At 39.5% G+C, this 20323-nt stretch carries 18 protein-coding genes; 9 read left to right on the plus strand and 9 right to left on the minus strand.

Annotated elements, in window-relative coordinates; genetic code table 11:
• Positions 1-123 precede the first annotated feature (123 nt).
• The 7 genes from EHO65_RS02735 (at position 124) to EHO65_RS02765 (ending at position 7803) form a co-directional block, all read left to right on the plus strand.
• Positions 124-3153, plus strand: a complete 3030-nt coding sequence (locus tag EHO65_RS02735) for an AAA family ATPase (RefSeq protein WP_135772671.1) — start codon at positions 124-126, stop codon at positions 3151-3153.
• 33 nt (positions 3154-3186) lie between these two features.
• Positions 3187-3669: an SsrA-binding protein gene (smpB, locus tag EHO65_RS02740; RefSeq protein WP_100709449.1), complete on the plus strand. Its 483-nt coding sequence runs from the start codon at positions 3187-3189 to the stop codon at positions 3667-3669.
• Positions 3670-5046 carry a ribosome biogenesis GTPase Der gene (der, locus tag EHO65_RS02745; RefSeq protein ID WP_135772672.1) on the plus strand — a complete coding sequence of 459 codons (1377 nt, stop codon included), beginning with the start codon at positions 3670-3672 and terminating at the stop codon, positions 5044-5046.
• Positions 5043-5675, plus strand: a complete 633-nt coding sequence (gene plsY / locus EHO65_RS02750; RefSeq protein WP_135772673.1) for a glycerol-3-phosphate 1-O-acyltransferase PlsY — start codon at positions 5043-5045, stop codon at positions 5673-5675. Before der ends, plsY begins: the two co-directional genes overlap by 4 nt.
• A 79-nt stretch (positions 5676-5754) precedes the next feature.
• Positions 5755-6441: a hypothetical protein gene (locus tag EHO65_RS02755; protein ID WP_100768778.1), complete on the plus strand. Its 687-nt coding sequence runs from the start codon at positions 5755-5757 to the stop codon at positions 6439-6441.
• A 103-nt stretch (positions 6442-6544) separates the two neighbouring features.
• The gene (locus EHO65_RS02760; RefSeq protein ID WP_100707304.1) at positions 6545-6757 is read left to right on the plus strand and encodes a hypothetical protein; all 213 of its coding nucleotides are present in this window, start codon (positions 6545-6547) and stop codon (positions 6755-6757) included.
• A 113-nt stretch (positions 6758-6870) separates the two neighbouring features.
• Complete coding sequence (locus EHO65_RS02765) at positions 6871-7803, plus strand: DMT family transporter (RefSeq protein ID WP_135772977.1); 933 nt, start codon at positions 6871-6873, stop codon at positions 7801-7803.
• Here the strand turns inward: EHO65_RS02765 and EHO65_RS02770 are convergent.
• The 6 genes from EHO65_RS02770 to EHO65_RS02795 form a co-directional block, all read right to left on the minus strand.
• Positions 7800-8021: a hypothetical protein gene (locus EHO65_RS02770; RefSeq protein ID WP_135772674.1), complete on the minus strand. Its 222-nt coding sequence runs from the start codon at positions 8019-8021 to the stop codon at positions 7800-7802. The two genes, EHO65_RS02765 and EHO65_RS02770, sit on opposite strands and share 4 nt — an antisense overlap.
• A 12-nt stretch (positions 8022-8033) precedes the next feature.
• On the minus strand, positions 8034-9245 hold the full coding sequence (locus tag EHO65_RS02775) for an EAL domain-containing protein (protein ID WP_135772675.1): 1212 nt from the start codon (positions 9243-9245) through the stop codon (positions 8034-8036).
• 105 nt (positions 9246-9350) lie between these two features.
• Positions 9351-9767, minus strand: a complete 417-nt coding sequence (locus tag EHO65_RS02780; protein WP_135772676.1) for an acyl-CoA thioesterase — start codon at positions 9765-9767, stop codon at positions 9351-9353.
• A gap of 3 nt (positions 9768-9770) precedes the next feature.
• Positions 9771-10376 carry a TetR/AcrR family transcriptional regulator gene (locus EHO65_RS02785; RefSeq protein ID WP_135772677.1) on the minus strand — a complete coding sequence of 202 codons (606 nt, stop codon included), beginning with the start codon at positions 10374-10376 and terminating at the stop codon, positions 9771-9773.
• A gap of 28 nt (positions 10377-10404) precedes the next feature.
• Complete coding sequence (locus EHO65_RS02790; protein WP_135772678.1) at positions 10405-11655, minus strand: MFS transporter; 1251 nt, start codon at positions 11653-11655, stop codon at positions 10405-10407.
• Between the two features lie 3 nt (positions 11656-11658).
• Positions 11659-12339, minus strand: coding sequence for a biliverdin-producing heme oxygenase (locus tag EHO65_RS02795; RefSeq protein WP_135772679.1), 681 nt, complete (start codon positions 12337-12339; stop codon positions 11659-11661).
• 297 nt (positions 12340-12636) lie between these two features.
• Between EHO65_RS02795 and EHO65_RS02800 the strand changes: the two genes are divergently transcribed.
• On the plus strand, positions 12637-13749 hold the full coding sequence (locus tag EHO65_RS02800; RefSeq protein WP_167481998.1) for an SH3 domain-containing protein: 1113 nt from the start codon (positions 12637-12639) through the stop codon (positions 13747-13749).
• Positions 13750-13761: 12 nt separating this feature from the next.
• Here EHO65_RS02800 and EHO65_RS02805 read toward each other — a convergent pair whose 3' ends face one another.
• From EHO65_RS02805 to EHO65_RS02815, 3 genes are all read right to left on the minus strand, one after another.
• Entirely contained in the window at positions 13762-14814 is a 1053-nt protein-coding gene (locus EHO65_RS02805) for a serine/threonine protein kinase (protein ID WP_135772681.1), read from the minus strand.
• Between the two features lie 489 nt (positions 14815-15303).
• Positions 15304-15570 carry an SMI1/KNR4 family protein gene (locus EHO65_RS02810; RefSeq protein ID WP_135772682.1) on the minus strand — a complete coding sequence of 89 codons (267 nt, stop codon included), beginning with the start codon at positions 15568-15570 and terminating at the stop codon, positions 15304-15306.
• A gap of 62 nt (positions 15571-15632) precedes the next feature.
• Positions 15633-17459 (minus strand): motility associated factor glycosyltransferase family protein, encoded by a 1827-nt coding sequence (locus EHO65_RS02815; protein WP_135772683.1) that lies wholly within the window; start codon positions 17457-17459, stop codon positions 15633-15635.
• 77 nt (positions 17460-17536) lie between these two features.
• Between EHO65_RS02815 and EHO65_RS02820 the strand changes: the two genes are divergently transcribed.
• Positions 17537-20320, plus strand: coding sequence for a chromosome segregation SMC family protein (locus tag EHO65_RS02820; RefSeq protein WP_135772684.1), 2784 nt, complete (start codon positions 17537-17539; stop codon positions 20318-20320).
• The last annotated feature ends 3 nt before the right edge of the window (positions 20321-20323 follow it).

Genomic DNA, 20323 nt, shown 5'->3' on the forward strand with positions numbered 1-20323 from the left:
TAATGCAGGACCTGTTTGTTCGTCAAACTGGATTCGTGGAATCAGTTGGAGTGTCCAACCAATCGTTCTCAGAAATAACGAAATGAGATTGCCTCGGAATTCCACTTTCCGGATCTTGGGGACATGGATACAATTTCAATCGCCGGCATCAAAGTACCTAAGTCTAAATTAGGAAATAACTCCGGCTCTTTAGGTTCCGATCTGGTGGAGACCGATTCCACAATCCGGAATTTGCAAAACATTCTGTATCCGCTTCTGGAATCTCGCCCTGTGCTTCTTGTTGGAGATGCCGGGGTCGGTAAAAACGCACTTATCTATTATATCAACTTCAAGAGAAATCATCCAACTGCAAGATTTAGTTTTAACGAAGATACTCTTCCCGAAGATCTGATCGGCTCTTATCGTTTACTTTTGGATGGAAAAGGTTTCGCTTGGGGAGATGGCCCGTTAACTTCTGCGGTCAGAAGTGGCGCAAGTTTTGTGGCGGATGAGATGAACCTTTGCCCGCCTCATATCATCAAACGTTTTTCCACAGTTTACGAATCCAATTATCTGGAGTTGATCGAAGGTGATGGAACACGTATCCATGGTGCGGAAGGTTTCAATTTTATAGGAACACAAAACCCTTCGGAAGGATTTGAAGGACGTAAACCACTTCCTTTTGATATTACCAGATACTATTCTACAGTATTTATAGATCCTCATACTCCTGATGAGATCCTGTTCATCTTAGGAAAATTATATCCGAATATGAATACGGATATTCTCAAATCCTGTATCCGCATTTCCTTAGAGACCGAGACCAAAGTGGTTTCTGGTAATTTAGGAAAAGGTGATTTAGAAAAATATCACTTCAATATCCGAAATCTTAAAAAACTTTGCAATCGTATCCTTGCTTTAAAAGCGGATCAGCCAGAGCTTAGATTCAGAGAACTTTGGAATTTTTACGTAGAACCATTCCGTAAAGAAGAAGATCGTAATTCCCAAATAGAACTTCTACTCAAAGAAACTGGGCTTAAGAGCAAGCCGAACCTTCCTGAGCCTAAATTCGAAGTGCATAAGGGTTCCTTGTTTTGTAACGATAAGGAAATCCATGTAACCAACGAAAATACCGCAAAAGAAATCTTGTCTTCCGTTCCGATGCCTTTGAAATTAAGAGAGTTTGCGGAGAAGGTTTACTCTGCTGTTCAATTCAAAGAAAACGTACTGATAGAATATTCTGAAGAACAGGATCCTCAGCTCATTCTACCTTTATTTACTGAAATTAGCGGAGTCCCTTTGGAAGCAGTTCATCTTTGTAAAGGGATTCATACTGCTGATATTATTGGTGCTTTAAAGCCGATCGCAGGTTCCCAAGTAGGTTGGGTAGATGGCCCTCTTACTAAAGGTATCAGAGAAGGTGGAAATATCCTGATCACAAACCTGGAAGCAGCAGGCGCGGAACTAGTAGAAAAGCTGAATATGCTTACGGACGACGCAAGAGCGCTTGTTCTTCCTCCTGAAAGTTCTGAAGATAAACCACTTTCTTTAAAAGAAGATTCTCGTATCTTCGCACTCAAATTATTCAGAAAGACTAAGTCTACTCCTACGATTTCTAGAGCGTTCCGTAACAGATTTACCTCAGTTCTATTTCCGGAACTAGAAGATAATGCAACACTAAAAGAGATCTTAAACTTCTATCTGCCTGAAGGAGACCTTGTTTCCAAAATGGCGGAGTTCCATATCAAGATCAAAGATCTTTCTAAAAAGAGAACGATCGGTTCTGCGAATTTGATGCCTTATATATTCGGACTTTCTAATCTTCTACAATGGAAGGATCATATTCTTCGTTATGCAGATGAGTCTCTTGGAAAAGATGGCTTGCGTGAGATTGCTTTTAGAGGCGGAAAGATCGCTTACTCTAACCAGGTTTCAGATCCTGGAGAAAGAAAAGAGTTGGAGAGAATTTTAGAATTCTCCTTATCAGGGATCGAAATTGTATCGGACTTCTTCCAAACTTTGGAGGATAAGAAAAAAAAAACTCTGACTCCTTCCACCGAAATCGAAAAGAAACGTTGGTGGGATCCGGAACTACATAAGAGAGAACCTCTTACCGGAAAAGCAGAACTTAAAAACTCAGGAAGAGAATTAAGAGAAGGCCTGGAGATCAATACTCCGGAAACAGGCGGCCAAAGAAAAGAAGGTCCCGATGCGTGGTACGGACAAGAAACCAGAGGAAACATGGGCCAAGGAGAACCTGCAGGTGGAGGTGGAGCCTGGGGTTATCGCACTGAAGAATTATACAAAGCATTCTTAGCAAAACGTAGAATACTTTGGGAATACACGATCCAAACTAGCATCAAAGAATTTAAGGAAGTTTTTGGACGCAGTTTGGAAGAAGTGGAACTGAATCTGGAAAGACTTTTTGATCCGGAGATAGACATCAACCGGATGTATAGAAGTGAAGGTTCTAGGATTGATACTCGAAAATATATCTCATTTCTCTCCGGAAAAGGGGACTCTAAGGTATTCGATAAGACCACAATCGATAAGGACGAAGAAAAACTAAAAGGTGTGGAAGTTGCCTTCCTGGTTTCCAAGTCCCGTAGGATCTTCAACTTCGAATATTCTGTCGCTACATTATCCGCAATGCTCTCCAGCGCTCATATCCTGGATGAACATGACGTAAACTTCTCCGTAACAGCTTATTCGGATAGAATGAACCGAAAAGATAGGATCGATCTAGTCCAAGTGAAACGAATGGACGAATACTTCGACTCCAAGAAGGAAGAGGAGATGTTCGACTCTCTCCGCTCCGACTGGCAAGGGGATTCGATCGAGGAATACCAGCTCTTAGAACAGATAGAATCCTACTTTTCCCCGGAGGCCCAGACGAAAATACTGGTTATGATTTCGGACTTTAGGGGACAAAGGGGTAAAACGGAGATCGAACAGGAGATCCAATCCCGGGACAATAAACGTCTAAAGGCGGAGATCCTAAAACATTCGAATAAAAATTACGTGTTTTTGGGTGTGGGACTGGGCCGCAGATATATTGCGGAGCATTTATTTCCGGATTCTATCCAAATCACTTCCGAAAACTTTTATAATATGCCGAATTTAATCGGAGCAGAACTGGGAAGATTGATCCTCACTCACCATTCTTCCCGATAACGGCAAGCGCGGGTAACCTCGCGCCTGGGAACTATGGCAACGAAGAAGGAAAAAGACAATAGCCCTCAACCTCTGGTAAATAAAAAAGCCAAGTTTAACTTCGAGTTGATCTCATTCATCGAAGCAGGCATAGTTTTGTCCGGATCAGAAGTCAAAAGTCTTCGGGAAAAAAAAGCAAACCTCACTGATGCATTTGCTAAGATAAAAAACGGAGAAGTTTACCTGGATAGTTTTTCCATTACTCCGTACAAGAACGGGGGATATACAAATCATCCTGATATTCGCCCACGTAAACTTCTGCTGAATAGAAAAGAGATAGATAAATTAGATAAACAGATCAAAGAAAAGGGATTGGTGCTCGTCGCTACTAAAGTATATTTTAAGGATAACCGTTGGGCTAAGGTGGAGTTAGCATTAGGAAAACCTAAAAAACTCTACGATAAACGGGAAGATATGAAAAAAAGCGACGCAAAACTGGAAATCGCGAGAGCGATGAAGACCAAGAATTACTCCTAAATGTCCTCTAAAAAAAGAGTTCCGATTATAAGTATCGTAGGACGCCAGAACGTTGGTAAGTCCACATTATTCAACGCACTTCTCAAAAAGAAATTAGCGATCACAGAGGATTATCCTGGTGTGACACGTGACGTTCTTCGTGCGCGTGTTTTAAATCCGGAGAAGGGATTGGACTTTATCCTGGCAGATACTCCAGGTCTGGATATAGAAAGACCCGAAAGTCTGGAAGAAGCCGTTCTCGAAAATGCTTTTAGACAAGTCGCAGAATCGGATCTGGTAGTTTTTCTTTTAGATCTGCATGAGGTCACTTCTTATGATTCCAGACTCATCGATAAATTCAGAAAAGATCCTGAACTAACTCAGATCCCTGTTTTATACTGTGTGAACAAAGTGGATCATCCAGAAGACGAAGAAGACCTGGATTCTTTTTATAAGATGGGTCTGTCGGAGATCCTACCGATATCCGCCATAGGAAGAAGGAACCTTCCTCTTCTTTTGGAAAAAATCGCATTCTTACTTCCAACCGCAAAAAGAAGAGTCCAAACCGCAGAAGAAGAGGAAATATCTACTACTTCGACTGAAGATTTCAGTCTTGCTATCGTAGGAAAACCAAACGCAGGAAAATCCAGTTTATTAAATGCACTTTGCGGATATGATAGAGCTGTTGTGAGCGAGGTAGCTGGAACAACTCGAGATTCGGTAGATACTACCGTCACCTTTGACGGCAAAAAAATACGTATCACTGACACTGCTGGTATCCGAAGAAAATCGGATAAAGCAGAAGCTTTGGAATTTTATTCTTACCAAAGAACCAAAAGGACCATACAAAATTCCGATGTGGTCATTCATCTTTTGGATGCGCTTAAAGGTTTCGGGGAATTCGACAAAAAGATCGTAGGGATGCTCCAAGAAGAAGGGAAACCATTCTTACTCGCCGTAAATAAATGGGACGCAATAGAAGATAAGGATAACGAATCCTTTAAAAACTACCAGGAACGTTTGTATTCCAGATTTCCTCTCTTAAAAGAAATACAGATCATTACTTTAAGCGCAAAAGAAAAACAGCGTATTCATAAGATGATGGAGATGACCATCGATTTAGCAGCCCGTTCTAAGAAAAAGATCTCTACTTCGGAATTGAATCAATCTCTCAGGGCTTGGATGGCGGAAGCGGGTAGGTCCTTCTCCGCAAACAAACCCCCTAAGATGTTGTATTGTACACAAGTTTCTGTTTCTCCGTTTCATCTCATCTTATTCGTTAACCATATAGATTATTTCAAATCCAACTTATTAACATTCATTAAGAAGAAACTGACAGAGAAGTATAATTTGAAAGGGATCCCGATCCGTTTAGAATTGAGATCTGATCGAAAATGAACGAATTATATACATTCTTCTTACCTGCATCTTTTCTTTTAGGCGCTATTCCCTTTGGGTTTTTGGCCGCTAAATTTAAAGGAATAGATATCAGGCAAAAAGGAAGCGGGAATATCGGTGCAACGAATGTAACTCGTATGCTTGGCTGGAAGATAGGCCTTCCAGTTTTACTTTTAGACATTGCTAAAGGTGCAGTTTTCCCATTCACGATCGGAATGATCTATGGAGAATCCCAAGAGTTACTTTCTCTTTTTTGCGGAGTGGCAGCAGTTCTCGGTCATATGTTTTCTCCCTTCTTAAAGTTTAAAGGGGGGAAGGGGGTAGCCACTAGCTTCGGAGTATTTGCAGTACTTGCTCCTGGACCGATTCTTATTACGTTAATCGTATTCTTAAGTTTGAAAAAGATCTTTGGGTTCGTGTCTATCGGTTCCATTGGAGGAGCCATCACTCTACCTATTTCGTATTATCTACTTTCTTTAATACAAGGAAAAAGTTTTAATACACCTATCTTTTGGGCCATTATATGTATCAGTTCTACGATCTTGGTTTTACATAAGACTAACCTGATCCGACTCTTCAAAGGCCAAGAATTCGCTTCCGATAAAGAAAAGTATAAAGACCAAGAATAATCTTTTTCTAAAATTTCCAGAGATCCGTTTTAAGCTTGAATTCGGAGATGATCCGATCTAAAAATCTTCCTTAAGGTTTATGATTCACAAGGAGATAGACGAAAACCGTACCAGGGAAGAGAAGATCGAGAGTCTGAATCGATTCTTGCAGGCTCACCCTTTGGCAGAGATCCAAGATCTTTACAAATGGCTTTACTATGGAGAATTCGGAGAGATCGCCATCCAGGAATTTTATACTGAAAAGAAAAATGCTCCTGCTCTTCATTCCATGCTCGAAGAGTTAAGATTCGACGGTGATAATAATATTTCTCCTGAAAATGTTTGGGAGCCACTTGGTTTTTCCCAAAGATACCTGATGGTATATCTTACACCTTATTATAATATGGAATATCCTTTGATGAGAGTGGTTAATCTTATTCAAAGGTCGTCTGCATTCCAAGGATATCGAATGAGATTCAAATTGGATTGGATCTTACTCAAGGACGAGATTGTTTCTAGGAATATTGGATTCTCCAAACAAGACTTTATCAATTTCGAAGATAGGATCCAATTCCACCAATTGCCTGAATTGGACTTCTCAGATACATTCAAACAAAATTATCCCGCTGCCAAAAGGATTATAGCGGGGAAATTATTCTTCGAATATTTCCCTGAATTTATAGGAGAACCAAGAGGATTTACATTACTCGAGGACGAGGCCGGTTCTTCCATTCCTGAAGAGGAAGAAGAAATGGTTTATCCTCGCTGGGAAGGTGAGGCCTTGTAGGAGTTCCTCCGCACGCGACTAAAATGGTCTTTCTGACCCGAAATTTATTTCTTTACAGAACTTCCTGAATAGTCTAAATTTTGTAAAAATAGGATTCGCAGTTATGTTACAAGAAATCAACGCAGCCGGAAGCAATAACCGAGCCGCCCAACAATTCTCCCAATCCGAATTCACTATCCGTAATATGCCGGATCGTCTTCACCCGCTCAGCAACATGGATACAGTTGTTACAGCGCCGAAGAGTCTCGCCAAGGTAGGCGTAAATACCGACGATCAAATGACACGCAGGGGTTATCTAATCGATCTAAATGCATGATCTTTCAGATACAGACTAAATCGAAAGGAAAACCCGGCACTAAAGGCCGGGTTTTTTATTATACTCCTCTTCAAGGAGAAAACAAAAAAACTGGTAATGAGGCAGAACTAGGGATGTTCCAAAATCAATCTATAAAATTCTTTATCCTTCTCGTGGTCGCCATGGTGAGTTGGGGATTCGCTTGGCCTTCCGCAAAATCCATTGTGGGCACAGAACCTCCGATCGTGATCGTATTCTGGAGATTCTTAGCGACAGCAATTTCTTTGGTTCCGGTACTCATCATCAGAAAAGAATCCATCGCATTACCTGATAAAAAAGGATTACTGCAGGTTGCAATCGGCGCTGTTTTATACACAATATACAACCAATTCTTCTTATTAGGACTTAGCCAAGGTTTGGCTGGAGCGGGTGGGGTCTTAGTTACTACAATGAATCCGATCTTCACTTATATCTTGGTCCACACCTTCCAAAGAAAACTTCCTTCCGGAAAGGAATTTATCGGACTGTTGATTGGATTAACTGGAGGATTTTTACTCTTAAAAATTTGGGAAGGGGACTGGACTCTATTATTCCAATCCGGGAACGTTTACTTTTTACTCTGCGCATTTAGTTGGGCTATTCTAAGTATGAATAGTCATAGCACAGGTCAAAGAATGTCTCCGATGGTGTACAGCTTTTATGTATTCAGCATAGGAACGGTTTTAGATCTTTTTCTCGCGTTTCCATATGATCTTAGTGGAGTGATGGATAATGACTGGAATTTTTGGGTCCAATTACTTTATCTTTCTGTAATATCTACGACCTTTGGGACAACAGTATATTTTTATGCATCCAGCAGATTAGGATCCAGGACAGCGAGCTCATTTATATTCTTAGTCCCTGTCACTGCACTTTTAGGAAGTTGGATCTTCTTGGGAGAAGAGCCTACATTAAGCACTTTACTTGGTGGAGTATTCGCGATCTCTTCAGTGCTCATACTGAATAGAACTCAAGGGAAAAAAGAAGAAGTTTTAGTGGTGGAAGAAGAACTAGAAGTTCCGAATTAACCCCAGTTACTTTTATAAAAATGCCTACCTTTAGGAGCCACCTGGAAACCTTCCGGGTGCTCCACGATCAGGCTTGCTTCTTTCAGATCCTCTAAGTGAGGCCTCAAATTCCATTCCGAAAGAGAAGTGTTCAGTTCCAAATCCCTCATAGTAAGAAATCCTCCTTCGGAAGACGCCCTATAAATATCTTGAAGGATTTGATTTTCGATACCACTCATTGAAACCGTTTTTTAGTACAGTCGGGGAGCGGTCACGTCCAAAAATACATAAGCGCCCGATTCCACTTCTCTGCTAAAAACGATCAGATCCTTGACCGCGTCACTATCAAAATAACGTTCACTCATTCCCCAATCATCCGGCTTCCTCATAGAATCTCTAAGCTGCCTGTAGAAATACGGAAGATAAGACCAATTTTTACCGATCCCATGACTTGTTTCTCTAAAAGAGTCCTCACCGGTTCTCATATAATAAGGAGACAGTTGAGTTCCCTTAGAATCAGTGATATATACCCTATGGATCTCCTTGGAGGATTGAAAAACAGTATATGCATCTATCAAGTATCTATTAGCTATTTTTAATACTGGAAATGGATTTAGAAGTTCCCCTAAAGTCAGTCTGACCTTATTTTCAAAACTTAACTCTTGTTTAAGTGTTTCTATCTTTTTCTGATGGAAAAATTTCACCATTTCTTTGATGGATAGAGAAGGTTCTTTGCCTGTGGAAAGTTCTGCCCCCGGTCTCAAAAGTAAAAATCCCTGGAGAAACCTAGCTCCACCTTCTAAGGCAAAGTACAATTCTTCCTGGGTTTCCAATCCTTCGTATAGAACGGAAGCGCCTAAGGAGAAGGCTAGATCGCGGATATGTTCTAATACTTTTCTTACGGATGGAGAACGAGAAGATGCTCTGATCAATCTGAGATCTAATTTTAGAAAGTCCGGCCGGAGAAGTCCCACTCTTTCTATGCCCGAAGCCTCAGATCCTAAATCATCTAATGCAATCTTGAAGCCGTACGCGCGGAGAAGATCTACTGCAATTCTTAATGAATCTAAACTTCCTGAAAATTCTTCCTCGGTAACTTCCAAGATGATACGATTCGGTTCTATTCCATATTCTCTGGCCAAACGTAATAATCTAAAGGAATCTATCCTTTCATTCTCCAATTCCCTATAAAGACGGTTAGGAGATATATTCAGGAATAATTTTGATTGGTCGGGATGAACTTTAAGCTTTTCTAATGCTTTTCTCCAGATCCCTTCTTCTAATTCCCCCAACTCAGAATCGGAAAGACATGCTTCTGAAGAAAATAAGTATCCGGCTGAAACGATTCCGTCTGAAGTTTTTTTACGAGCCAAAACTTCATGAGCGAAAATCTGCCCATCTTCTACGGATAAGATCGGCTGAAAAAAAGGAATGATTTCCGTTTCCTGAGTCTGGAGGATCATTGTTCGTTATATCGAATGACGATATCGCTATAGCAAACTTAAATCCATACTCGAATTAGTTTTGAATTCAAATGTGTTAATATTATTAACTTAATTTAATATAATTTAAACTAAAGGAAGCACTTCCAAAAACTTAGCAGGACGTTTTCGATTCAGATCTAATAAGGTCCATTCAGTGTTGGCTTGGCAGGCAATTTTCCCGTTAGATAAAAGGATTTTTTGTTCAAATACTGCTCTTGTGGGAGATGTTAAAACCAGATCGGACTCGATAGTAATCTCTTCCGGATAACAGATCTCTTTTATAAATTTCAGGCTTAAATTCAAGATCACGGGACCAAAACCTTTATCTGCAAATTCATCCATAGGAGCCCCCCAATCTCTCATTGCTCTCATTCTGGCTTCATCCAAATAGCCTTGGTAGTTCTTATTATTAACATGTCTGTTTGCATCTAACTCGTCCCATCTTACGTTTAAAGAATGTTTATGACCTTCTCTGATTCTTTGTGTTTCCGCAGTTTCCATGTCTTATTCCTTAGTATCTAAAATTTGTATTAGAATTTTATAAAAGTTCTCAACCGGTTCCAGGGAACCGATTGCTCGACCTACAAGCAGAGCTCCTCTCCAAGAAGATTCCAGGAACAGAGCAAATTCTTTATCCGAGCCCGGAATATTCAGCTTTTTGAATGATCTTGCTTTTTGAACGATAGCTATCAGTTGATCTATAGCTGAATCGAAATAGTTTTTGAGAGGTTTTTGTAGAGAAGTTTCGGAATTTCCCAACTCTTGACCGAAGACATTGATTAAGCAGGAAACACCTTCTTTTAGGAGTTTTTTCTCCAGTTTGATCCTTTCTTTATATAAATTTAAAAGAGAAGAGATCGGATCTTCCTTTGTTTTTTCAAGGATCCGCTTATTCCATAAGATTGCATTTTCAGAATAATATTCTAATGTTTCAGAGGCAAAGTCCTGTTTTGTAGGAAAATAATTATAAAAGGAGGCCTTTGGGATTTCGGCCTCATCTGCGATTTCTTGGATCCCCGTTGCGGAATACCCGAATTTGCGAAAATGATCGATCCCTTTCAGGATAAGGGTATTCCTCTTCTCTTTTACGGATTCTGCGCTAATCCTCATACCAAATTAATACGACCAATCGGTCGTATTAATCAAGTCTTTTTTCTTTCTCTAGAATTTTAGATAATAGGGGAAGAGTGCCTAAAACTAGTAAAACTTCCAAGGCTCCGTATAGTATTCCTGTGAATTCCAAGCCGGATGCTCTGTTGTATAAATTGCTGAAAGTTTCTTGGGCGGAAATGGAAACTAAAGGACCTAATAAAAACCCTAAGGATCCAAGACCGGTAAATACAGTCATGACACTTGCGTTAAAGCCGCTAGGCGCAAGAGAAGAGGCAAGTCTCATTGCAGGTACATACATGATCCCGGCTCCTATTCCGCAGGCGATCATTGATAAATACAATCCGAGAGAAGTGTTCAAAAACCCAGTGCTTGCTTGCGCGATCCCGTAAATGAAAGAACCGATCCAAACTAAAGAGATAGAATTCCACCTTTTGGATAGAAGTGCAGCCGGAAGGGATAATACACTCATCAGCAGGAACATGACCCCGAAAAGTCCGCCTACCTGGCCTGGGGAAAATCCAAGATCTTCTCTTAAATGTAAGTTTAAGGAACTTAAAAAATATCCTACAGTGAATCGATCTACAAAATGGAAAACGATCGGAACGAGCAATAAGGGAGAAAGAGCCAAGGCTGTTTTTGTTTTTTGCCAACCTTCCCATTCTAATTTTTTTAGATTACCTTCTTCCAGCAAGAAAAAAGATAAAATTCCCAATATCAAAAGAATGGATCCGCCCACGAAAAATGGAAGAAGTGGATTTTTATTTCCTAAAAATCCAAGAGATTGGCCAACACCTCCTCCTAATGTGAGAAGTGTTCCCCCTAGTCCGAATAAAATTCCTTTATTATAAAAACTAGATGTTTGATCCTTCTCCTTATCCGAAATACAGGTAAGAAGTAAACCTATTACAAAAATATGCGCTCCTCCCTCTAAAAATCTCAAAACAAAAAGAAAAGAGATATTTGGCATGAATGGGAGAAGGGCTAACAAAAACGCATCCAATATAGCAAAAGTTCCGATTAATTTTTTTCTCGTCCCTAATTTATCCGATAGCCATCCTGCTAAAGGTGAAAATAAAAAAGAACCGAGCATCGCGGAACTTTGGAACCAGGCTACTCCGTATCCGGTTCCACCCAATCTATCTTTTATGATCTCTTTATATACCGGCACGATCATCGTGACCGGAAGCATAGCTAAAAAGATGAAGGATAATGTGATCCAGGGAAAAGAATCCGCTCCCAAGAAAGAGGATTCTTTTTTGGCAGATACATTTAACAAAAATCAGTGCCTCGCAGGACTTGCTAGAACTTCTTCGAATTTTGCTTTGCCTATTGAGGAGATCAAGGTTTCTTCCAACTCGTCGAAAATTTTTCCGTTCAGTTTGAAAACTTCATTTGCCTCTTGCACGATTTTTTCTTTTTCAGAATCGGAAAGAGAAAGAGAATCTAAGGTATTTCTATATTTATCCTTAAAATCTTTCGGGCTAGAAATTTCAGGGAATTCATAAAAGTCCAAGCCTGATGTCCCTTCTATTCCTAAAGCCTTAGCAGCTACTCTTTTTAAAATCTGTCCGCCTGAAAGATCTCCTAAATAACGAACATAACTATGAGCGACTAATAATTCCGGAGAAGTATTTGCAATTTCCCTAATATGTTTTACGTAAGCTTCGGTTGCTGGGGTGGTTTTTGGAGAATGTCCTGGTTGGAAAAAATGTGCCAGGTCTTTTTCTATCATCCCTTTTCTGTATAATTCAGGGAATCTGATCTTTCCTACGATTGGATGGTCTTTTTTATTTTCCAACTCTTCTTCCATTGCTGCATAAACGAAATAAAAAGATTCCAAATGTTTGGCGTAACTTTTGGGCTCTAATACACCTTTCATAAAGCAGCGAATGAATGCGTTATTTTCTGCGATGGTATGAGATTCGGAGGTTCCGTCTCTTAATGCTTGGGCTAGGCTCATGTGGGCTTCTCCTGACAATACTGTGACAAATCTCTAATTTTAGGTTTGAGAGTCAATCTCAAAAAATAATTTTGGCAGAATTATGCGGGTAGCGAATTTCGTGGCACTTCGACAAGGAATGACTTAAGAAGAGGTAAGTAGTTCTTACCAAGGTAAATGTTATTGAAGCCTAAGAAAACGAGGTAGATTTGTCTGGCTTGATTCGCTTCTATTCTATATTCGATAGAATTCATGTTATTTAGGAAAGTCCCTCATTTTGCACTCCTTACGCTTTCGATTTATTGTTCTAAGGAAAATTTGATAACTCCTGAAGAAGCGATAAAGGAAGAGTTCCAGCTCATCAATACCTATTATTCCGGAAAAGATGGAAACGGATATGAGACTCCGAATTTGCAATCCCAAATAATATTCAAGTTTTCTAAAGGTCAAAAAGTTAAAATACTCGAAACCTTATCCGATATTCGGAGGAATTTATACGGTTGGGTACTTGTCCAAAATGAATTTGGGGCAGAGGCTTGGATTCGTCAGGATTCGATTTCAGCAAAACTTTTGCCTAATGATGGAATCGGTGAAATCTACTCTGCATCTAGTCGATTATTCAAGGGAAGGGATGATGAGAAACCGAAGCCCGGAGAAAACTTACGATTAATATTGAACTTTTTCTTATATAAAGGAGAGATCATTTCCTTCGGTCCTTGGGAAAAGAAAAAATACAAACAGTACAAAGTAAGCTCGAAAGAGGGGCTGAAATATTTGTCCAAGTCGAAAGCGCAGGTTTTGGAATTGGGAAAGGCCAGAAGGTTGGAGGAACAATACGATGTAGAGTCTGGTTGTTGGTTTGGATATAATTATAATTCTAAAATCGGATTAAACGAATCCGAAATCAATTCCAGACAAGACTTGGTATTTGGAGGCGATATACATCCTAAATTTCCTGAAGGTGAAATTCAGTATGGAGTAAAAGATGAAAAGTATATACAAATATTGAATCGAATTTCGAAAGATATAGCAAAATACTCGGATATAAAAGAAATAAGAAATGGAGAAGTTACTCCATTAAGATGTGAGGGAGAACATTGTCACACTGTTGTTTGGAGACTTCCTGGGAAATCATATCTGTTTGCCACCCTTGAAACCATGTTCACAGGAGAAGTTAGACGCCATTATTCATTATTTCTAATAGTTTCAATCCAAGATGGTAGGGAAAAACTTGTCTCTTTTCTATATGATAAAAGTTCCGAAAGTATTGGAAGATTCTTTCATACAATCACAGACATGGATGCAAATGGGAAACATGAAATCTGGGTAGAAGATATAGATTCTCTTGGAGAAAGTTTTGAGACAAAAGTTTTTCTGTTAGATAAAGATTCTTTTATTCTGCTTGGATCTAAATACCGGACCGGTTGTTAACAGAATTTTCAATCAATCCTCCATATCCCAGAAAAAATCCTTATTAGTAAGCTCGGATTCTTCCGTCTTTTGAAAGGAGTTCCTTCCATCTTCTTCGGGAGATAAAGGAAGATCCGAACCCAATCTTTCCAGGTCCTGGGTTTCTTTTTCCCAATATTCTTCCGTTCCGAAATGAGGAAACGCATTCGGAAAAGAAGGATCTTCCCAACGTTTTGCGATCCATGCGGAATAATGGATATATCGTAAACCTCGTAATGGTTCAACCAGATCGAACCAAGAAGAGCGAAATTCGCGAAATTCTCGGTAACCTTCTAAAAATATCTCTCTTTCGTATTCGGAAGCGGAGTCTCCAAAAGGAAGAAGCATCCAAAAATCTTGGACAGCAGGTCCGGTAACAAAATCGTCGAAGTCTATAAAGCAGAGTCCATCTGCGGTTTGTATTAAATTTCCTTTATGGCAATCCCCATGGATACGATGGAATGGCATATCTTTGGAAGCTTCGAAGAAAGAGTTAAAAATTCGATTGGCTGCTTCTTCATATCTTTTCCAGAGATGAGAGGGTAGGAACTCCTTCTCTTTCAAAAATCGCAGAGGTTCCTCTCCAAAATTTTTGAGATTGTATTCGATCCTATATGTTGCCTGTTTAGATGCTCCAATATTATGGATCCTAGCGAGTAGTCTTCCCGTTTGGACCAAATTGTTTTTGTCCAGCTCTTCTACCAATCTTCCTTTCTGGAGAGGCCAGATCGTATAATAAATTCCTTTTGTTTCTCTGACGGTGACTCCGTTTTCTAAAGCTAAGGGAGCTACTACAGGTATCTCTCCTTCTTCCAGTTCTTTTAGAAAAGAATGTTCTTCTAATATTTGATTGAGAGTCCATCGTCCAGGACGGTAGAATTTTACAACGAGTCTTCCACCTTCTTCCAAACCGACATCATATACTCTATTTTCTAAACTGTTTAAGGCGAGACAATGCCCAGAAACTGAAAATCCAGCATCTTCTACGGCGGATAAGACCGAATCTATATCGAGTCTATTATAGAATTCTTTGCCCGGGATTTCCATGATTGCTAGTATCTATACGGAAACTTGCAATCATAGGATTTTTTATTATTTTGACACGGATGTTTTCGCAGCGAGAGCTCTATATTCTATTCAATTACCGGTAAAATAGGAATACATCCATTTGAATAAAAATACTAGGAAAACATAAAATATAAAGGCGAATGCTTGGATAATTCTTCCGGAAAATCCAAATCCTCTAGGCTTTTCACATAGAATTACATCTACCCAAAATTCTTTCCAATTGATCTCTGGCTTTTTTGGGTTTATGAATGTAGGCCGCTCCGTTTTAAAGATTCCTAATTTAGGATCGAAATATAATTTTCCAGATTCTAATCCTTCAATGAGATCGTTTAGATAATTTTCTAAAGAGTCGGTGTTTTTAGGTCTTTCCTCTGAATCATGAATGAATTCTAAGATCCCGCCCGTCTTTTTATCTAAAACGAGATGATCTCCTGTTCCTCCGTCTCCGAATGGATACCAGTTTTTATCTCACCATTCACTTTTCCAGTTTTCCTCGTCTGCTAATTCATCTAATAATTTTTTAGCTTCGATAGAATCTGAGGAGGGCATAAACGAATAACCTAAGAATAGGCTTGGAAATTCTTCTTTTTGTCCATCTGCAATGGAATATAATTTTTGAAGCGGTAATGGAAGTTTTTTAAGATCTGCTTTTGATCCAAGATTTAAGAGTTCGTATTGATTTCCTGTTTTTTTCCAGGTGAGCGTGTATAATTTTTCTAATAATTTCTGCAGCATTAGATTATATAATGAATATAGAATTTACACTTAAACTACAAATGATACTAATTAAATTTCCTCTAATTTTCCCCGGCCAAAAGTTTTCTGCGAAGCATCGTGAATTCTTTTAGAATAGCTCCGAGGAAGAGTTGTTTTTTTCTTTCCTCGTCCAGCTTATCTTTGTGGCGAAGAATATAAACTTCCGTTTTTCGGATTAAGTATCTCAGATCTTCCCATTTTCCTAATGTATCTCTGAAGAGAGAAAGTAGATCTGCATAAACTTCTTCTTTTTTTTCCGGTTTGGAAAATTCATTTTTGATCGTATCTATTCTTTCTAATAATTCTTTTTTGAATTCTGCAGGAGATCCTACCAATGTTTCCTGGATCAATTCAGGTTTCCAGGCAGGGAATTCTTTCCAGAAGTATTTGTGATCTTGGAATCCATTTAGGATCTGGGTAGCTTCTTCCGGTCCTATGTTTTCTGCGTTTTCTATTTTGGCACCTTGTGTGTTTACATTATAGACCGGAAAGTCCAAGGATTTAGAGGATTCTTCAAACCAATGTCTGTATAAGTCCAATACATAATCAGTTAATACTTCTCCGCCAGTGACAGAAGGAACGTATCTTGTATCTCTTTTTCGGACCACCGCTTCATTGATTTTTTCTAAACTTGTTTTTCTTGTGAGTAAGGTAAGCCATTTTTCATTATGATGGGTTCCGGTAGAATGGATCTCTCTTCCTGAATAAGCCAGATCTTGGCCAACTAAAAAGCAGGGCTTACATCCGAGACTTCTGAGTAGATCGAATGCAGTTGTGGCGACACTTCCTCCGGATTGAACGTCTCCGATTGGTCCAAGCAAAGATTCTGCGCTAGAACTTCCCGCAGTCGCTTCTCTTTTTAATGCTCCGGAAGCATCTACCAGGTATTTTGCAGTGATGCTGTGAACTACAGACTTGAATTTTAAATTTCTTAATATAGGAGGAGAGCTAACTAAGTCTGCGAATAATGGGATTGGCGATGTATCTTCTCCTAAAAAATGGAATACGGAATGAGTTTGTGCATCTAATGTCATTACTCCATCAGGTATGATCCCGTATTTAAGAAGTACTTTGAGAGAAGTATCGCAAGACATTACAAAAACCTTATCTCTAATACTTTTGATCCATTCACATTGCCTGCGTAAGTTTGGACCTGCAGATACAAGTAGGGAAGGTGTCCCGTTAAATTTTTCCTTTAAGGATTCTATTTTGGTTTTAGGGCTTGGTGGTGATAAAAAGTTTGCAGTGTTAACAAGTGAATTTCTGACCCAAATTCTTTCGAATTCGAATTTGGTGAGTAGATCGCTCATCTTAGAAGATAAAATTTTTCTAAGTCGTATATCCGTTTCCGCATAGAACATTTCTTCCAAGGAAACACTTGCTGCGTTCCGCAGTATTCTGATACCTGAAACTCTTTCTACAGGAAGCGACTCCAAATAATTCCAGAGAAGAGAAAGTGAATTTTCTCCTAAGAATAAATGCCTCCCTGGGACTTCCATCACAGGTCCCAACCATTCTTCCCAAAGTGGAAAGAGTAGATCTCTGTCCTTATCTATGAGTAATAAAATTTGTCCCGGCTCTAATTTGGATTCTACCTCTCGGATCAAATGTGGATTTCCAAGCCCTAAAACTGCGACCAGATCTGTGGATTGTATCGAAACTGAATCCACCTGGCGTTTTGCTTGGGTAAAAGGAGAAACCGAACTTGCTAATGCTCTTCCTTTTTTAGAAAGAAAGAACTCGTTTTGGTTTTTTGCAGCTTCTAGTCGGAACTCCAACAGTTCTGTGGGAGGATTTTGGAAATACAGGCTGAGATAGGGTTTTTTCCCGAATATTTCTCTTGTTTTTTCCGGGAGATCGTGAGACATAATACTCCTAAGCATTCCAGAGTCCGCCCGATTCTGGTCACTTGCAATCAATTTCCCAAAGAAACACAAAAATACATATGTATCTCAAAAGCCTGAATATTGTTGGATTCAAGACCTTTGCGGACGAGACAGAAGTTCTTCTCGATCCGGGATTTACCGCAGTTGTAGGACCTAACGGTTCCGGAAAATCGAATATAGTCGACGCTTTAAAATGGGTCTTCGGCGAAAAATCCGCCAAAGGTCTTCGTGGTGATAAGATGGATGATGTCATCTTTCACGGCTCCGAGGCTCGTAAACCTGCGGGCTTCGCGGAAGTCAGCGTAGTTTTCGATAATTCTTCCAAACTTATCAAGATGGATTATCCAACCATCAAATTGACCCGCAGATTATACGCGGATGGAAATAACGAATATCTAATAAACGATTCTCGTGTCCAACGTAAGGAGATCGAAAAGATCTTACTCGATACTGGTATCGGAAAATCCAGCTATTCGATTATGGAACAAGGAAAGGTGGATCGTATCCTTCATTCCAAACCGGAAGAAAGAAGACTGATCTTCGAAGAGGCTGCAGGTATTTCCAGATTTAAGATGGAAAGACAAGAGGCTCTTAAAAAACTTTCCGACACGAACCAAAACCTTCTTCGTATCCAAGATATTATGAATACGATGAAGAAGGAGATGGAAGTTAAGGAAAAACAAGCAGAGAAGGCAGAAGAGTATTTTAAACTCAAACAAGAGCTGGATGAGACCGATAAGATCATCCGTTATATCAAATTCTCTACTTTAACTAAGAAGTATGAGACTTCTGAGAATGAATTAAAAGAAATTAAAGAAAAGAACGTAGTCCTTCTAGAAAGAATTTCTGCAGAGACAGGCAGGATCGAAGAATTAGATCATCATAAGTCCGACTTGGAAAAGAAGGTTGCAGAGATTGACAAAAAACTCTTGGACCATCTCACTCAAACACAGATCCAAAAAGACAAGGTTGAGAGTAATAAAGGTATTATTCTAGATTATTCCGATCGAATTTCCGATATTAGAGAATCCTTAACTAAAGAAGAGTCCGCGCAAAGCCTTCTGCAGATCGATAAAGAAAAGCTCGAAAAAGAAGCGATCGATCTGGAAGGAGAAAGTAAATCTTTAGAACTTGGTATCGAAGATCTTCGTAAAAACAAAGCTGATATCGAATCTAAGATAGAAGCGGAGAATACTTCCATCCAAGAGAAGGAAGCGAGAATTCTCTCCAATGACAAACGCCATGTGGAACTCCGAGAAAGACTAAAAGAGGTTATTTTTGACCTGATCTCTCAATTGGAGTCCCGCAAAAAAGAAGCTCAATCCACAGAAGAGGAAAGAAATCGTCTGAAGGAACTCCTACTGGGCGAAGCGGATCGTATTCATTCCGTCGAAACGGATCTAAAAATCGCTTTAGATTCTTACACTGGAGAAGAGACTAAAAACAAGATCTCCTATCTTGCTGGAAAATTGGAAACTGAAAAGTTTAGGTCTCAGTTAGGAAAATATTTCTCCTTAGAAGATAGTATCCGTACCTTATTATTTGATAGAGACGGGTTTTTATCCCAGAAAGAGGGCTTAGACCAAGAGATAGAAGATCTGATCTTAGAGAACGAAAATTTGACTCGTTCCATAAAAGAATCCGGATTGGCGATCGAATCTCTCCGAGAAGAAGCTGAAAATATCCGTGAAAAAATCGTTTATTTAGAAAAACGAATCTTGGAGTTGAATTCCGAGAAGAATTCAAAATTAGAGTCGGCTAAATCTCTTACCGTAAGGATAGAAGAAACCCAAAAGAGAATTCTTGCCGCTCAGGAATCCATCAAAACGCTCGGCGCTAAAAAAACTGAATTCGAAAAAGAAGTGATCGAACTGGAACAACAGATCGAGAACCGATATAACGAATTTTTGGAAATGAGCCGTGCACTTGATTCCGAAAAAGAAGCTCTTAGAAATATCGTAAAAGAGATCCAAGGTCTTAAAAACGAGATCCAGAAAAACCAAGAAGATTATAAGAACTTATTCCCTATCCTAACTGAAAAGGAAAAGGCAGTCTCCGTATATAAGGTACAGCTGGAGTCTTTCTCGGAAGAATTATACAACGATTATTCTATCTCCGAGCAGGAACTTGCTGACGAGTTTAAGGATAGAAAACCTGAAAAAGGGGAAAGTGAGACAAAACTCAAACGTTTGAAGTCCGACATCCAAATGCTTGGTTCTATCAATCCGCTTTCTATCGAAGAATATCGAAACGTAAAAGAGATCTACGAACACCATCGTACTCAAAAAGAAGATATAGAAAGATCTAAAAATGATATCACTGAGATCCTAAAGAATATCAACGAAGAGTCTGAGAAACTTTTCAGAGAAACATTTGAAAGGATCAGAGAGAATTTCCAGGAAACATTCTCTACACTATTCAACGGCGGAAAAGCGATGCTTGAGCTCGTGGATGGAGAGGATAGCTTAAACGCAGGAATCGAGATCATGGCGGAACCTCCTGGCAAACATGTCCAAAACCTGAGATTACTTTCCGGTGGAGAAAAATCTTTAACAGCGATCGCACTCTTGTTTGCGATCTATATGGTAAAACCTTCTCCGTTCTGTTTCTTGGATGAGATAGATGCTGCACTCGATGAAGCGAATAAACTTCGTTTCTGCCAGATCTTGGATAAGTTCAAGGACAAGTCCCAGTTTGTGGTGATCACTCACGCGCAGTCTACGATCCATCGAGCAAATTCCATTTTCGGGGTCACAAACGAAGAGCCTGGAATTTCTAAAATTATCAGCTTGAGACTGGACGAAGCTAGAGATTTTGCTGGAAGAGCGACCGAAGCAGTATAATCT

It is taken from the genome of Leptospira andrefontaineae (assembly GCF_004770105.1).
Lineage (GTDB): Bacteria > Spirochaetota > Leptospiria > Leptospirales > Leptospiraceae > Leptospira_B > Leptospira_B andrefontaineae.

Bases quoted from the DNA above. Each gene is read 5' to 3' on its own strand.
- EHO65_RS02820 (WP_135772684.1), top strand. From the start codon at position 17,537: ATGTATCTCAAAAGCCTGAATATTGTTGGATTCAAGACCTTTGCGGAC.
- EHO65_RS02795 (WP_135772679.1), bottom strand. From the start codon at position 12,339: ATGAGCCTAGCCCAAGCATTAAGAGACGGAACCTCCGAATCTCATACC.
- plsY (WP_135772673.1), top strand. From the start codon at position 5,043: ATGAACGAATTATATACATTCTTCTTACCTGCATCTTTTCTTTTAGGC.
- der (WP_135772672.1), top strand. From the start codon at position 3,670: ATGTCCTCTAAAAAAAGAGTTCCGATTATAAGTATCGTAGGACGCCAG.
- EHO65_RS02805 (WP_135772681.1), bottom strand. From the start codon at position 14,814: ATGGAAATCCCGGGCAAAGAATTCTATAATAGACTCGATATAGATTCG.
- EHO65_RS02785 (WP_135772677.1), bottom strand. From the start codon at position 10,376: ATGAGGATTAGCGCAGAATCCGTAAAAGAGAAGAGGAATACCCTTATC.
- EHO65_RS02755 (WP_100768778.1), top strand. From the start codon at position 5,755: ATGATTCACAAGGAGATAGACGAAAACCGTACCAGGGAAGAGAAGATC.
- smpB (WP_100709449.1), top strand. From the start codon at position 3,187: ATGGCAACGAAGAAGGAAAAAGACAATAGCCCTCAACCTCTGGTAAAT.
- EHO65_RS02765 (WP_135772977.1), top strand. From the start codon at position 6,871: ATGTTCCAAAATCAATCTATAAAATTCTTTATCCTTCTCGTGGTCGCC.
- EHO65_RS02775 (WP_135772675.1), bottom strand. From the start codon at position 9,245: ATGATCCTCCAGACTCAGGAAACGGAAATCATTCCTTTTTTTCAGCCG.
- EHO65_RS02760 (WP_100707304.1), top strand. From the start codon at position 6,545: ATGTTACAAGAAATCAACGCAGCCGGAAGCAATAACCGAGCCGCCCAA.
- EHO65_RS02770 (WP_135772674.1), bottom strand. From the start codon at position 8,021: ATGAGTGGTATCGAAAATCAAATCCTTCAAGATATTTATAGGGCGTCT.
- EHO65_RS02735 (WP_135772671.1), top strand. From the start codon at position 124: ATGGATACAATTTCAATCGCCGGCATCAAAGTACCTAAGTCTAAATTA.
- EHO65_RS02815 (WP_135772683.1), bottom strand. From the start codon at position 17,459: ATGTCTCACGATCTCCCGGAAAAAACAAGAGAAATATTCGGGAAAAAA.
- EHO65_RS02780 (WP_135772676.1), bottom strand. From the start codon at position 9,767: ATGGAAACTGCGGAAACACAAAGAATCAGAGAAGGTCATAAACATTCT.
- EHO65_RS02810 (WP_135772682.1), bottom strand. From the start codon at position 15,570: ATGCTGCAGAAATTATTAGAAAAATTATACACGCTCACCTGGAAAAAA.